The organism is Salinibacterium sp. ZJ450, assembly GCF_011751885.2.
Classification (GTDB): Bacteria; Actinomycetota; Actinomycetes; order Actinomycetales; family Microbacteriaceae; genus Ruicaihuangia.
In genome coordinates, this window is the sequence record NZ_CP061771.1 from 33,776 (window position 1) to 47,070 (window position 13,295).

General features: G+C 69.8%; 12 protein-coding genes. 2 read left to right on the forward strand and 10 right to left on the reverse strand.

All coding sequences use genetic code 11. The annotated features are described in order from the left end of the window. Positions 1–16 precede the first annotated feature (16 nt). From HCT51_RS00190 to HCT51_RS00230, 9 genes are all read right to left on the reverse strand, one after another. Positions 17–706 (reverse strand): HAD hydrolase-like protein, encoded by a 690-nt coding sequence (locus HCT51_RS00190; RefSeq protein ID WP_166876638.1) that lies wholly within the window; start codon positions 704–706, stop codon positions 17–19. Positions 707–731: 25 nt separating this feature from the next. Next, the gene (locus tag HCT51_RS00195; RefSeq protein ID WP_166876635.1) at positions 732–1,121 is read right to left on the reverse strand and encodes a hypothetical protein; all 390 of its coding nucleotides are present in this window, start codon (positions 1,119–1,121) and stop codon (positions 732–734) included. Between the two features lie 212 nt (positions 1,122–1,333). Beyond that, positions 1,334–2,653, reverse strand: a complete 1,320-nt coding sequence (locus tag HCT51_RS00200; protein ID WP_166876632.1) for a hypothetical protein — start codon at positions 2,651–2,653, stop codon at positions 1,334–1,336. 9 nt (positions 2,654–2,662) lie between these two features. Further along, positions 2,663–3,358: an endonuclease NucS gene (gene nucS, locus HCT51_RS00205; protein ID WP_166876629.1), complete on the reverse strand. Its 696-nt coding sequence runs from the start codon at positions 3,356–3,358 to the stop codon at positions 2,663–2,665. Between the two features lie 118 nt (positions 3,359–3,476). Then, positions 3,477–4,706 carry an MFS transporter gene (locus HCT51_RS00210; RefSeq protein ID WP_166876625.1) on the reverse strand — a complete coding sequence of 410 codons (1,230 nt, stop codon included), beginning with the start codon at positions 4,704–4,706 and terminating at the stop codon, positions 3,477–3,479. 84 nt (positions 4,707–4,790) lie between these two features. After that, entirely contained in the window at positions 4,791–6,116 is a 1,326-nt protein-coding gene (locus HCT51_RS00215; protein WP_166876622.1) for an MATE family efflux transporter, read from the reverse strand. A 13-nt stretch (positions 6,117–6,129) separates the two neighbouring features. Continuing rightward, a complete protein-coding gene (locus HCT51_RS00220; protein WP_166876619.1) occupies positions 6,130–7,152 on the reverse strand; it encodes a hypothetical protein in 1,023 nt (340 codons plus the stop codon). Next, positions 7,149–8,345 (reverse strand): sensor histidine kinase, encoded by a 1,197-nt coding sequence (locus tag HCT51_RS00225; protein ID WP_166876616.1) that lies wholly within the window; start codon positions 8,343–8,345, stop codon positions 7,149–7,151. Before HCT51_RS00225 ends, HCT51_RS00220 begins: the two co-directional genes overlap by 4 nt. After that, positions 8,342–8,989: a response regulator transcription factor gene (locus tag HCT51_RS00230; protein WP_166876613.1), complete on the reverse strand. Its 648-nt coding sequence runs from the start codon at positions 8,987–8,989 to the stop codon at positions 8,342–8,344. Before HCT51_RS00230 ends, HCT51_RS00225 begins: the two co-directional genes overlap by 4 nt. 225 nt (positions 8,990–9,214) lie before the next feature. Between HCT51_RS00230 and HCT51_RS00235 the strand changes: the two genes are divergently transcribed. Further along, on the forward strand, positions 9,215–11,161 hold the full coding sequence (locus tag HCT51_RS00235) for a M13 family metallopeptidase (RefSeq protein WP_166876610.1): 1,947 nt from the start codon (positions 9,215–9,217) through the stop codon (positions 11,159–11,161). Further along, positions 11,125–12,063: a serine hydrolase gene (locus HCT51_RS00240; protein WP_224760593.1), complete on the forward strand. Its 939-nt coding sequence runs from the start codon at positions 11,125–11,127 to the stop codon at positions 12,061–12,063. The genes HCT51_RS00235 and HCT51_RS00240 overlap by 37 nt, the downstream gene beginning before the upstream one ends. A 17-nt stretch (positions 12,064–12,080) precedes the next feature. Here HCT51_RS00240 and HCT51_RS00245 read toward each other — a convergent pair whose 3' ends face one another. Beyond that, complete coding sequence (locus tag HCT51_RS00245) at positions 12,081–13,295, reverse strand: glutamyl-tRNA reductase (RefSeq protein ID WP_166876607.1); 1,215 nt, start codon at positions 13,293–13,295, stop codon at positions 12,081–12,083.

The following is a 13,295-nucleotide window of genomic DNA, read 5'->3' on the forward strand; positions in this document are numbered from 1 at the left end:
GCGCGCGGATGTCGCATCAGTTGGCGACCGCGCGCTCCTCCTCTTCCTCGATCTCTTGGGCGAACAGCAGCATCCACAGCTCGGCCGGGGTGTTCGCGAGCGCCACGGCGCCCACGTACTCGACCGGTGATCCGTAACCCCATTCGACCGCGATCGTGGGAACCCCGTTCGCGGCGGCGCCCGCGATGTCGTGTTCGCGGTCACCGACCATCACCGGGTTCGAGATGTCGACACCGAGACGGTCGAGCCTGATCAGGGCCTCGGCGACGACATCCGCCTTCGCACTTCGGGTTTCGTCCTCTGACGCCCCGGTGATCACGGTGAAGTGCCGGGCAAGGTCGAAGTGCTCAAGCATGAGCGTGGCGGGCAGTTCCGGCTTGCTCGTGGCGAGCGAGAGCGGGATCCCGTGCCGGTGGATGTCGCGGATGATCGACGGCATCCCGGGGAACAGGGTGGCGTCGTATGCGCCGTCATCCAGGTACTTCTCGCGGTAAACGGCGAGGGCGTGCTCGGATTCTGCCGGGTTCAGGCCGGCGAGGTCACGGAATGAATCCATGATCGGGGGGCCGACCCACTTGAGCAGCTCGGCGGGGCCGGGGATCGGCCGACCGATGCGCTCGAGCGTGAACTCAAGGGTCTTGATGATGCCGGGTGCGGAATCGAGGATCGTTCCGTCGAGGTCGAGCAGGATGCAACTGTAGGTCATGGTGGGTTCAGCCTAGGCTTCCTTCTCACTTCGCCATGCGAACCAGCACGACGAACACGATGTAGGCGATCACCGTGGCGATGGCGCCGATGACGAACGGCACCGCCGAGCCGAGCACGGCCGCGAGCAGGATGGTCAGCAGGCTGACCCCCAGTGCGACGCCGAAGCACCACCGGTAGACCTTGAGCTGCGCGATGCGACGGCCGCTGCCGCTGCTCGGTTCGCTGAGCAGCAGGTAGCTGGCGCCGAATGCGACGAGCAGGCCGCCGATCGCCAGCGGGATCCCGAACGCGGTGACGTCGGCGAGACCGGCCGCGATGAGTGCCGCGCCGACCTGGATGACGGCGATCACCAAGAAGGTGAGGCCGAAACCGAGGTGCCGCATCCGCTCCCGGGGATGGTCGACGTCAGTCACATCACACCAGCTTTCGTCGGGTGGACGGTGTCGGGTCGTGAACGCCGTGACTCGGCCGAGGGACGGCCGATGGGATGCTCAGAATAGTTACCGAGCGGCGTCGCGTCAATCGGTCGGCGCAGCTGCCAATCGCGGGGCTTTCCCAACCGCGCGGGGTTTCTCACACCATGCGGGGCTACGTACCGCCGCATGGTGTGAGACGCTCCGCATGGTCAGCGGTGCAGGGCGTCGTAGCGGGCCAGGGCGTCGGCGTCGATCGCCCGGGTGGAGGCCCGGCGCGCGGCATCGAGCGCTGCGACAGGGTCGGCCTCGGCGCGGGCCAGGTCGAGCTGGCGTTCGGCTTCGGCGAGCCGGGTGCGGGCGTCCGGTCCGACGCGGCCGCGGTGGGCCGCAATGAAGTCGGTGGCCGCCGCGATGTGGCTGACCGCCTGATGCAGTGCGCCATCCAGCGCGTCCCTGGCCTGAGCGAGTCGCCGCTCGGCGCTGCGTGCACCGGCGAGGGCGGTGTCGAGTCGGTCGACCGCGCGGTGCAGACGGTCGATCGATGCCCGCGCCTCGTTGTGGTCCACGGCGGCGAGCTCGTCCTCCACCTCGGCGATCGCGGCGTTCACGCTGTCGCGCTGGTCAGGATCAGGGTTGCGGTCGCGCTCAAGTTTGGCTTCACTCAGGTTGTCGCGGGTGCGCGCGATGAAGGTACCGAGCTCCGCCGTCGCGCGGCGGGCATCCTGCTCGGCCCGCTGGACCGCGTCGAGCACCCGGTCGGCGGCGGTCGCGCTCCGTTCGGCCTGCCAGATGAGGGGGCTCACCGGCTCACGTCCGCCGAGTAACCCCTCAGCACGGTTAGCGGTGCCATCGGCCTCGGCGAGTAGGCGCTCAACCTGCGCGAAGCGCGGGCCAGCGACATCCGGTACCGCGCCGGCATCCGGAACCGCATCCGCAACTGCGCCGGCATCCGGTACCGCGCCGGCATCTGGGACTGCATCCGGACCTGCGCCGAGCGCCTCGAGCCTGGCGCGGGTCGCGGTTATCCGGTCGCGCACCCGCTCGAGGTCTGCGGGGGCACTCGATTCCCGCCGGCGGCGTGCTTCAAAGTCGCGCTCGTGCTCGCCGAGCGCCGCCTCGGCCGCCGCGCAGAGCACCAGGATGCGACGGTTCCAGTCGCGCTGCTGCCGGTCGGTGTCGGGCACCGCGTCGTCGAGCCGCTGCTTGAGGGCGAAGGCTTCACGCACGTCACGCTTTGCCTCGCCGATCGCCCGAGCGAAGTCGCGCGTCTCCCGTTCACCGAATTGCGCGAGGGCGAAGCCGAGCTCGTCCTCGGCATCATGGATCAGATCATCGACGCGCACCAGGGCACTGCCGGCGTCAAGCTCGAGCGATCGGATGCTCTCGCGCTCCGGAGCACCGGCCACGCTCGGGCGTGCCGCTTTGGACCGGGACCGCCGCGCGATCACGATGACCGCGGTGACCGTGCCCGTCACCGCCAGCACGCCGACCGTTCCCACGGCGGTGATCAGGGCGCTGAAGACATCCATCGCGTCTCGCTAGAACAATCGCGAGTGGCTGTCGTCGAGGCCGCGCATCGCGTCGTAGTCGAGGGTGACGCAACGGATGCCGCGATCCAGCGCCAGCGTTCTGGCCTGCGGTTTGATCTCCTGCGCCGCGAACACGCCCTGCACCGGGGAGAGGTGCGGGTCACGGTTCATCAGCTCCAGGTAGCGGGTGAGCTGCTCGACGCCGTCGATGTCGCCGCGGCGCTTGATCTCGACCGCGACGCTCGAGCCGTTCTCGTCGCGCGCCAGGATGTCGACCGGGCCGATCGCCGTCATGTACTCGCGGCGCACCAGGGTGTGGCCGTCGCCGAGAAGCTCGATCTGCTCGGCCAGCAGCTTCTGCAGGTGCGCCTCGACGCCGTCTTTCTGCAGGCCGGGGTCGACGCCCAGGTCGTGGGCGCTGTCGTGGATGGTCTCGTAGATACTCACCAGCAGCACGTCGCCGGTCTTGGTCTGGGTGACCTTCCAGACCTCGGCGATGCCGGCATCCGCCTGCTCCTCGTCGGGAGCCTGCGCGGTGATCGTGCACGGCGGGCTCATCCAGTTGAGCGGCTTGTAGCTTCCGCCGTCGCTGTGTACCAGCAGGCTGCCGTCGCTTTTCAGCATCAGCAGTCGGGTTGCGAGGGGGAGATGCGCGCTCAGACGACCGGCATAGTCGACGGAGCAGCGGGCAATGACGAGACGCACCCCCAGAGTTTACGGGGCGTCCCTGCGAGCGCGGCCATAACGGCCGAGATGCGGTGCCGCGGCGGCCGCGGTCGGCCGATTTCGCCGCGGTCGCCGCGGGAGGTGGGCTCCGGCGCGCTTACCGCGGGTCGGCGGGTTCCCGCGCGGCCCCCGCCACCGCCCCGGCCGCGGCGACCAGCACCAGCACCACCAGCAGAGCGCTCAGCAGGCCCACCTGTTCGCCGAGGAAGCCGATCACCGGGGGCCCGACCAGAAACGCGCAGTAGCCGACCGTGGCGACCGCGCTGACGGTGGCCGCTGCGGTACGCGGGTCGTCTGCGGCGGCGGACATGCCCACCGGGAAGCCGAGCGCCGAGCCGAGCCCCCAGAGCACCACGCCGAATCCGGCGACCCAGGCGTTCGGCACCAGGATCACGATCAGCAGGCCGACCGAGGCGAGCACGGCCGAGCCGCGCAGCACCGGCACCCGGCCGTACCGGTCGAGCACCTTGACCCCGACGATCCTGCCGACGGTCATCGCCGTCACGAACACCCCGAACACGAACGCCCCGGTGGCATTGTCGACGCCGTGCCCGTCGACCATGGCCAGTGCCAGCCAGTCGTTCGCGGAGCCCTCAGCGAACGCCATCCCGAGCACGATCACGCCGATCAGCAGAGTGCGCGAGTGCCGCCAGACGCCGAGCCGCTCCCGCCAGGTGGTCGGCGGCGGCGCCGTCTGCCCTGGCCCGATCACGTGCTCGGAGTGCGCGTAGCGGGCGGCGATCACCGCACCGATCGCCATCACCAAGGCGACGCTGCCGATGTGCGTGGCGAGGGGAAGGTCGGCCAGTTCGGCCAGTCCGCCGAGGGCGGCGCCGATCATGGTGCCGAAGCTGAAGAACGCGTGATAGATCGGCATCACGGTGCGGCCCAGGGCCCGTTCGTTGGCGGCACCAGACACGTTCATCGCCACGTCGCAGACTGCCATGCCGATACCGAGGATGGCGAGCCCGGCGAAGGCGAGCCAGAAGTTGGCGGTCAGGGTGACGACCAGGCCGGTCAGCGCGAGGCCCGCCGCGCCGAGTGCGGTGGCCGCGGCCATGGTGGAGCGAGCCCCGAAGGTGGCGACGATGTGACCGGATGCCGTGAGTCCCAGGATCGACCCCGCAGACAGTCCGAAGATCAGCCAGCCCATCTCGGCGGTCGACGCACCGAGCACATCGCGCACGGCGGGCACCCTGGCCATCCAACTGGCCATGCCGAGCCCGGACAGCCCAAAGATCACGAACAGGGCGTTTCGCCAGGCGGTCAGCTGGCCTCTGGTGAGGCCACCAGCTGAGCCGCGGCGGTGCGAGGGTTGTTCGGTCATGCGGATCCTCGGTCGAGTGGTGCGCCCAACGCTAGCGCGCCCAATCGGGCGGCGTCGCTGCCCGGTGCATCTCGCGGCGCAGGCTCAGGCGCCGGTGAGGATCCAGTGCGGGCTGCGGGCGCGCAGCCCGAGCGTCAGCGCGCGGGCGCCGATGTAACCGAGGCCGAACGCGAGCCACAGCCAGACAAGCGCACTGTCGCCGGTGGGCTGCAGCCAGGCCAGCACGCCGAGCATCGGCAGGTACGCGACCAGGTTGAGGATGCCGGTGAGCGCAAGGTATTTGGCATCGCCGGCACCGATCAGCACCCCGTCCAGCACGAACACGTAGCCGGCGAGGGGCACGCCCACCGCCATCACCAGCAGCACCACCGACAGCGACTGGTGGATCGCGGCATCCGAGGTGAACACCGGGCCGATGACCCCGCTGGTGAGCGCGATCACGGCACCGATGGCGAGCCCGGCGAGGATGCCGAGCTGGATCAGGCGGGTGGTGATCGCCCGCACTCGGTCGACGTCGGAGGCGCCCAGCCCGTGGCCGATCATCGCCTGCCCGGCGATGGCCAGAGCGTCCAGGGCGAATGCCGCGGTGGAGAACAGGGTGAGGGCGATCTGCATCGTGGCGAGTTCTTCGACGCCGAGGCCGGTGGCGACGACCACGGTGGCGAGCATGGCGATGCGCAGCGACAGCGTGCGCAACAGCAGCCAGCCGCCCGAGCTGGCGGCCCCGGTGACACCGGCAAGGCCCGGCCGCAGCGACACCGCGGTGGCACGGGCGGCGCGCACCGCGATCACCAGGTACACGGCGGCCATGCCCCACTGCGCGAGAACGGTTCCCATCGCCGAGCCGGCGATGCCCCAGCCGAACCCGTAGATGAACAGCGCGTTGAGCCCGGCGTTCGCGGCGAACCCGACGGTGGCGACGACGAGCGGGGTGCGGGTGTCTTGGAGGCCGCGCAGCAGGCCGGTGGCGGCGAGCACCAGCAGCATCGCGGGCATGCCCCAGAGCGAGATGGCCAGGTAGGTGGTGGCCGCCTGGTTCACGGCATCCGTCGACCCGAACGCGGTGACGATCGGTTCCACGCTCGGTGCACCGATCATCACGAGCAGCGCGCCGACGATCACCGCGAGCCACAGGCCGTCGATGCCCGCCCGGATCGCACCGGGAGTGTCGCCCGCGCCGAGCCGTCTCGCCACGGCAGGAGTGGTGGCATAGGCGAGAAAGACGAGCAGGCCGAGGGCGGTCTGCAGCACAATGCTCGCGATGCCGAGCCCGGCCAGCGCGTTCTCGCCGAGATGGCCGACCAGCGCGGTGTCGGTGAGCAGGAACAACGGTTCCGCGATCAGCGCGCCGAGGGCCGGCAGTGCCAGACGCAGGATGTCGCGGTCGAGGGGGTTCTTCAGGAGCGGCATGGCATCTGCGACCCTACCCGCCGCCGGGCGCGGGCTCGCCCTCGCATCTCAGGTGGTGCACGCTCGGCTCGGTGCCGTCTTCGACCACGACGGTGGCCAGGCTAGCCCGGCCCGCCGGAAGCAGCCGCACCACCGCGCTGCCGGTGAGCGTCGACTCCAGCTTGTCGGTCACCCACTCCGACATCCGCTCGCCGTCGAAGTCGGTGAGGGGCGTTGCCCGATCATCGAGCAGCGTGACCGCGACCCCGCGCCGCCGGGCGCCGATCACGGCGGCGTCCAGGGTCGCGGTGGAGAGCAGGCGGGCTCGCACGGAATCGCGCAGCGTGGCCTCGATCACCCGGCACTCGTCGCGTTCGGCCGCATCAAGCGGCCGGCCGGAGGCGATCGTCTCGAGCATCGGCCGCGCGATCGCCTCAACCCGCGCGATCCGGGTGCGACGCTCATCGAGCGACGCCCGTGCGACCGCCTCGTCGGTGGCCCGGCGCTCCTCGATGGCGTGAAAGCGCGCGATCCGCTGCGCGGTGCGGCGCAGCATGACCGCGACGAGCGACCCGATGAACAGTGTGGCCGCGTGCCGTGCGACTAACTCGAGGCTGTCGAGCACCCCGCGTCCTGACCAGGCCACCCAGCCGAGGGTGATGGCGCCCATCAGCGCGAAGCCCGCCCAGGCCCAGCCGATGCGGCCACGCAAGGCGAGCAGCATCAACAGGAAGGTGTCGGCTCCGAGGTACCAGGCGGCATAGGAGATCGGCCCGGTGAGCGGGAGTTGCGTGCACACCACCACCGTTGAGGCAACCACGGCTGCGACGATCACGAGCGTGCGCCAGAGCCCGAGCTTCGCTGGCGCGGGGTGGATGCTGACCACCGCGGCCGAGCAGACCAGCACCAGCGCGACGAGGCTCGGCCAGGTCGACTCTGCCGACCGCAGCGAGCTGAGCGCGATCATGGTGTGCACCACGACGAACAGGACGAGCAGCAGCCGCGCGCCCCACGAGCCGAACTCGAGCATGGCGCCGAAGTCCCGCGCCGCGGTCATGACCTGCTCCACTGCAGGATGACCCGAGTTCCGCCGGCCGGCGTGGAGCGAACGGCGGCGTCGCCGCCCGCGACCGAGCGCATCCGCTCGATGATGCTGATCGCGATGCCGAGCCGGTTGGAGGGGACCGCGGCGGGGTCGAAGCCGGGGCCGTTGTCGTCGACGAGGATTCGGACGCCCCGTTCGGTTGCCGTGATCTGCACCGACCGTCGGGCGAGCGGCGCGTGCCGCACGCTGTTGCGCAGCGCTTCGGTGAGCGCCTCACCGAGTGCCAGGGCGGCGTCGCCGTGCACCTCAGCTGTGGCATCCGTTTGCACACTGAGTGCCGTGTCCGGGGCGATCTGCCTGATCGTCTCGGTTTGCAGCGCGGCGAAATCGGGGGCGTCGATGGGCACCCCGGCGGCGTCGTGGGCTTTCAGCCGGTCGAGCTCGGCGAGGGTCTGGCGAGCGTGCGATGCCGACGCGGGCGGGGGCACCGCCGACTCGGCAGTCATCAACAGGGCGGTGAACACGGAGTCGTGCAGCAGGCCGTCGACGCGGGCGCGCTGTCGCTCCCGTGCCGCGGCCGCCGCGGCGTTCGCGGTCTCGGCGCGTGCCGCGGCCGCCGCGACATCGAGCCGCGCGCTGGCGTTGATCATGGCGATGGCCAGCGCCGTCATGATCGCGGAGAACATCGCCCCGTACAGGGTGTCCTGCAGCGCGACAACCAGGGCGCTGCCCCCGGACGCGAAGAAGCGCAGCAGCCCGAGGGCCGCGCTGGCGACGCCGACGTACGCCCAGGCGATCGCCGGCCGCCAGGCGATCGCGGCGGCGACGGTGGGCAGAGCGAGGAACCCGAGCACCCACGGTGACTCGCCGGACGGCAGGGCGGGCGGTGTCATGGCGGGCATCCAGAGAACCAGCACGACGAGGTAGCCGATGCCGATGCATCCGGCCAGTACCTTCAGTACGCCGACCGGTAGCCGCCGGGACAGGATGCTGAGTGCCACGGGAAGCACCGGCGTCACCAGCAGCGCAAGCAGACCGAACCAGGGCTGTAGCACGGGCAACTGGGTGGTGATGGACGGGATGGCGAGGGCGATGAACACCACGCCGGATGCCCCGAGACCCACCGACAGCACGCGCACGATGCGTATGTAGCGAGCCCCGTGCGGCGGCGCGGCAGTACCGCGCGTCGGGGTCACCCCCGTCACGCGTGCGGTGTGGGCAACAGGCCGTCTTCGACGGCGCGCTTGTACAGGTCGATCTTGGTCGGCGCCGCCCGCCCGGCTCTGGCGTACTTGGCCCGGATTCGCCGCACGTAGTCCTCGACGGTGTCCACGGCAATGCCGGTCTGCGACGCCACGCTGTGCGTTTTCAGGCCCGACGCGTAGAGCGCGAGCACTTCCTCTTCCCGCGGGCTGAGCAGTGCGCCGGCGAGCTCCGGGTCGCCGTCGATCGCCGCCGCCCAGTCGGTGGACACCACGAGTTCGCCGCGGGCGACCCGCTCAACGGCATCGACCAGCGTGGCCAAGGGCTGTGACTTGCGCAGCACCGCCAGTGCGCCGGCCCTGGCCGCCCGCCGGATCATGTGCGCGTCGTCGCCCGCCGTGTAAATCAGCACCTCCGCGCCCGCGGCGTTCAGCGCCGCCACGTTGTCGTCCGGCGTTGACGCATCGGCCAACCGAAGGTCGAGCACGACGAGATCCGGGTGGGGATGCCGCTTCAGCAGTTCGGCGACGGTGCGGGCGCTGCCCACGACGTCGATGCCCACCACGCCCTCAAACGCCTGACGGAAGGCGAGGCAGACGATTTCGTGGTCATCGACTATCGCGATCTCGCATCGACGATCGACCATGATTCCCCCACTCAGTCCTGCGTTCCTAGGATACTCACAGCGTCTATCCCCCGTTGGGGTGCCGCGAAAAACCGGGCTGTGAAAACTCTTTCACTTTCGGCAGACTGGTGATTGCAACCCGAATGCACCTCCGGGGGGAGGGGAGATGAGGGGTAGGGCGTGGACGCCTCGCGGCTCCGCCCCCTCCTCGTCTCTGGGTCGGCGGCCGCAACTAGGCTGGAGCGCATGACGCTGTCCTCCGGTATTAACACCTCAGAGCTCGACCCCGCGATCCGCCCCCAGGACGACCTGTTCCGGCACGTCAACGGCAAATGGATCAGCCGAACCACAATCCCCAGCGACAAGGCACGGTATGGCTCGTTCTACCTGCTCGCCGAGGAGGCGGAGCAGGCGGTGCGCGACATCATCACCGACTCGCAGTCGGCCGAACCCGGCTCAGAGCCGCGCAAGATCGGCGACCTGTTCACGAGCTTCATGGACGACGAGCGCATCGAACAGCTGGGCACCGCCCCGATCCAGCCGCTGCTGGCATCCATTGACGGCATCGACTCCGTCCAGTCCCTGCTGGCGACGATCGGCCGGTTGGAGCGGGCGGGCACCACGGGTTTCTTCCAGCTGTTCGTCGATAACGACCCGGGCAACCCGGAGCGGTACCTGGTCTTCGTGGAACAGGGCGGACTCGGGCTCCCAGACGAGTCGTACTACCGCGAAGACAAGTTCAGCGACATCCGTTCGTCGTATCAGCAGCTGATCAGCAAGATGTTCGGCCTGGTCGGCGTCGACGACGGCGCCGCCCGCGCCCAGCGCGTGTTCGAGCTGGAGACCGAGTTCGCCAGTCACCACTGGGACAACGTGCACTCCCGTGACAGCCAGGCCACATACAACCCGATGGCCTGGCACGACGTGCCCGGTGCCGAGACCTTCGGCGGCTGGCTCGCCGCGCTCGACGTTCCGGCCGGCTCGTTCGACGAGGTCGTGGTGCGTCAGCCCAGCTTCGCTGAGGGCCTGGCGCGGGTGTTCTCCGACGACCGGCTCGACGCCTGGCGCGACTGGCTGCGCTGGCAGATCATCCGGTCGAACGCGGCATACCTGACCAAGGAGATCGTCGAGACCAACTTCGACTTCTACGGCAAGACGCTGTCCGGCACCCCGGAGCTGCGAGCACGCTGGAAGCGCGGCGTCTCACTGGTCGAGGGCGCACTCGGTGAGGCGGTCGGCAAGGTGTACGTGGATCGGCACTTCAAGCCGACCGCGAAGACCGCGATGGATGAGCTCGTCGGCAACCTGGTCGAGGCGTACCGGCAGAGCATCACCACCCTCGACTGGATGACCGAACAGACCCGGGCGCGCGCGCTCGACAAGCTCGACAAGTTCACGCCGAAGATCGGGTACCCGGTGAAGTGGCGCGACTACTCGACCCTGGCGATCGACGCCAGCGACCTGATCGGCAACGTGCGCGCGACCAGCGAGTTCGAGTTCCAGCGCGAGCTCGGCAAGATCGGCAAGCCGATCGACCGCGACGAGTGGTTCATGACCCCGCAGACGATCAACGCGTATTACAACCCCGGCTTCAACGAGATCGTCTTTCCCGCAGCGATCCTGCAGTTCCCGTTCTTCGACGAGACACGGGATGCCGCGGCCAATTACGGCGCCATCGGTGCGGTGATCGGGCACGAGATCGGTCACGGGTTCGATGATCAGGGCTCCCGCTACGACGGCGACGGCCGGCTGCTCGACTGGTGGACCGAAGCCGACCGCGCCGCGTTCGAGCAGCGCACCGCCTCGCTGATCGAGCAGTACAACGCGCTATCGCCGGACCAGCTGCCCGACCACACCGTCAACGGGGCACTCACCATCGGCGAGAACATCGGCGACCTCGGCGGACTGTCGATCGCCTGGAAGGCGTACCTGCTGTCGCTACACGGCGAGGAACCCGCCGTGGTCGACGGCATGACCGGCGCCGAGCGGTTCTTCCTGTCCTGGGCCCAGGCCTGGCAGGTGAAGCTGCGCGACGAGGAGGCACTGCGACTGCTCTCCATCGACTCGCACTCGCCGAACGAGTTCCGCTGCAACCAGATCGTTCGCAACATCAACGAGTTCTACAGCACCTTCTCGGTCACTGAGGCTGACGCGCTGTGGCTCGACCCTGCCGAGAGGGTGACGATCTGGTAGACGCAACCCCTCTCAGACAACGGCGGGATCGGACGCGTGCGGAGCACGCGCCGCGGCACCGCGCGCCCGGTGACGTCGAGAACTTCGCCAGAAGCTTCGGCGCGCTCGGCGACATCGCCTATCAGGGCGCCCAGGTGTCGGCGAGCGTCATCGACCTCGACAACTCTCGAAACCTGGTGGCGATCGATGACCGCATCGCCCTGCCGACGGCGAGCGTGGGCAAGGTGCTACTGCTGATCGAGGTGTCCGCGCAACTGTCCGACGGCTCGTTGCAGCCGTTCGCGACCGTCGACAAGCACGCCGTCGGGCCGGTGGGCGACTCCGGGGTGTGGCAGCACCTGCAGGTTCCGGCACTGCCGGTGCTGGATGTCGCGAGCCTGGTGGGCGCGACCAGCGACAACCTCGCCACCAACGTGCTGCTCGAGCACGTGGGCCTCGAGGCGGTGCGCCGTCGCACCGACGCGCTCGGCCTGGCCCGCACCGCCCTGCTCGACCTGGTGCGCGACAGCCGTGGCCCCGACGATGCGCCGCAGCTCTCGATCGGCTCGGCGGCGGAACTGTCCTGGTTGTTCGCCGCGCTCGCCCGCGGCCAGATCATCGACTCGGTCACCAGCAACCGGGTGATCGGCTGGCTCTCGCTGAACACCGACCTGTCGCTGGTGGCCTCCGCATTCGGCCTCGACCCGCTGGCACACCGCGCCACCGACCACGGCACGCTGCTGATCAACAAGACCGGAACGGATGTCGGCGTGCGCTCCGAGGCCGGCGTGCTGCGCGGGACGCGGGCGGGTGTCTCCTACGCACTGACCGTGCAGTTCGACGACGCGAGTCTGCCCGCACGGCTGCAGGTGCTCGACGCGATGCGCTCATTCGGCACGGACCTGCTGGAGTACGTGCACTGAGTTTCGTGCGGCCAGCGTCAGGCTGTGGCGGGCTCCGCGGCCTCGCCGGCAGCGGCCGGGGCCTCCACCTGCACCCCGAACAGGGTCTCGAGCGCGGCGGTCACGTCGCTGGCGCGGCCCTCAAGCGCGAGCTCCCTGGCGCGCACCGACGGGCCGTGCAGCAGGACCCCTGCGAAGTGGCGCAGGGCGGCCTCGGCCTCGGGGGTGGCGGCGCGGCCGCGGGCCAGTTCCGCGTCGAGGATGCCCAGCACATGGGTGCGCAGCGCAACAACGGCGGGGGCGATCGCTACGTCGGCGACGAATTCGGATGCGGCGCTGCCCACTAGCTCGCGGGCGTCTGCGGTGGCCGTGATCTCGTCGAGCGGGGCGTGCAGGCTGATGGTCTCGAGATCGAGCAGCTCGACACCGGCCACGCCCACCACCAGAGGGTCGACGTTGCGGGGCAGGCCGAGGTCCACGATCATGCGGCGCGCCCCGGCGGCGAGCACCTCGGGGGTGATGACCGGCTCGGCTCCCGAGGTGCAGGTGATCACAACGTCGGCGGCAGTGAGTGCCAACGCCAGATCGACCTCGGCCGAGAGGGTGTGCTTGGTGGCGAACGGCAGTGCCCGCCCGCTGGGGGAGTACACGCTGATCTGCTCGGCGCCGCGGTCGCGCAGCGCGACCACGGTGGTTGCCGCGTACTGACCGGTGCCGACGAGCAGCACGCGGGTCTCGGCCCAGTCGGTGATGCGGCTGGAGACCAGCTCAAGGGCCAGCCGAACCAGTGAGCGACCGGCACCGCCCAGCGCGGTCTGCGTCTTCACGCCGCGGCTGGTCTTGGTGGCGCGCTGGAACAGTTTCTCCAGCGCGGGCGAGGTGCTGCCGGTGTCGCGGGCGTCGAGCAGCGCGCGGCTGACCTGGCCGGAGATCTCGTCCTCACCGACGACCACCGATTCGAGCCCTGAGCTGACCGAGAACAGGTGCTGGGCCACCGAGTCGCCGTGCAGCTGCGTGGCCGAGCTGCGCAGGATGTCGGCATCCAAGCCGGCCGCGCTGGCAATGAGATCAACGGCATCCGTCGCGTCCGTGTCGAGGTACACCTCGAACCGGTTGCAGGTCGAGAGCACCACCGCACCGGCGATGTCGGCGTGGGCGCCGAGTGTGCTTGCCACCGCAGAAGCGCCGACCGTCAGCTGTTCGAGCACGTCGAAGCTGGTGGTGCGGTGGCTGGCAGTGAGGCAGAGAAGCAC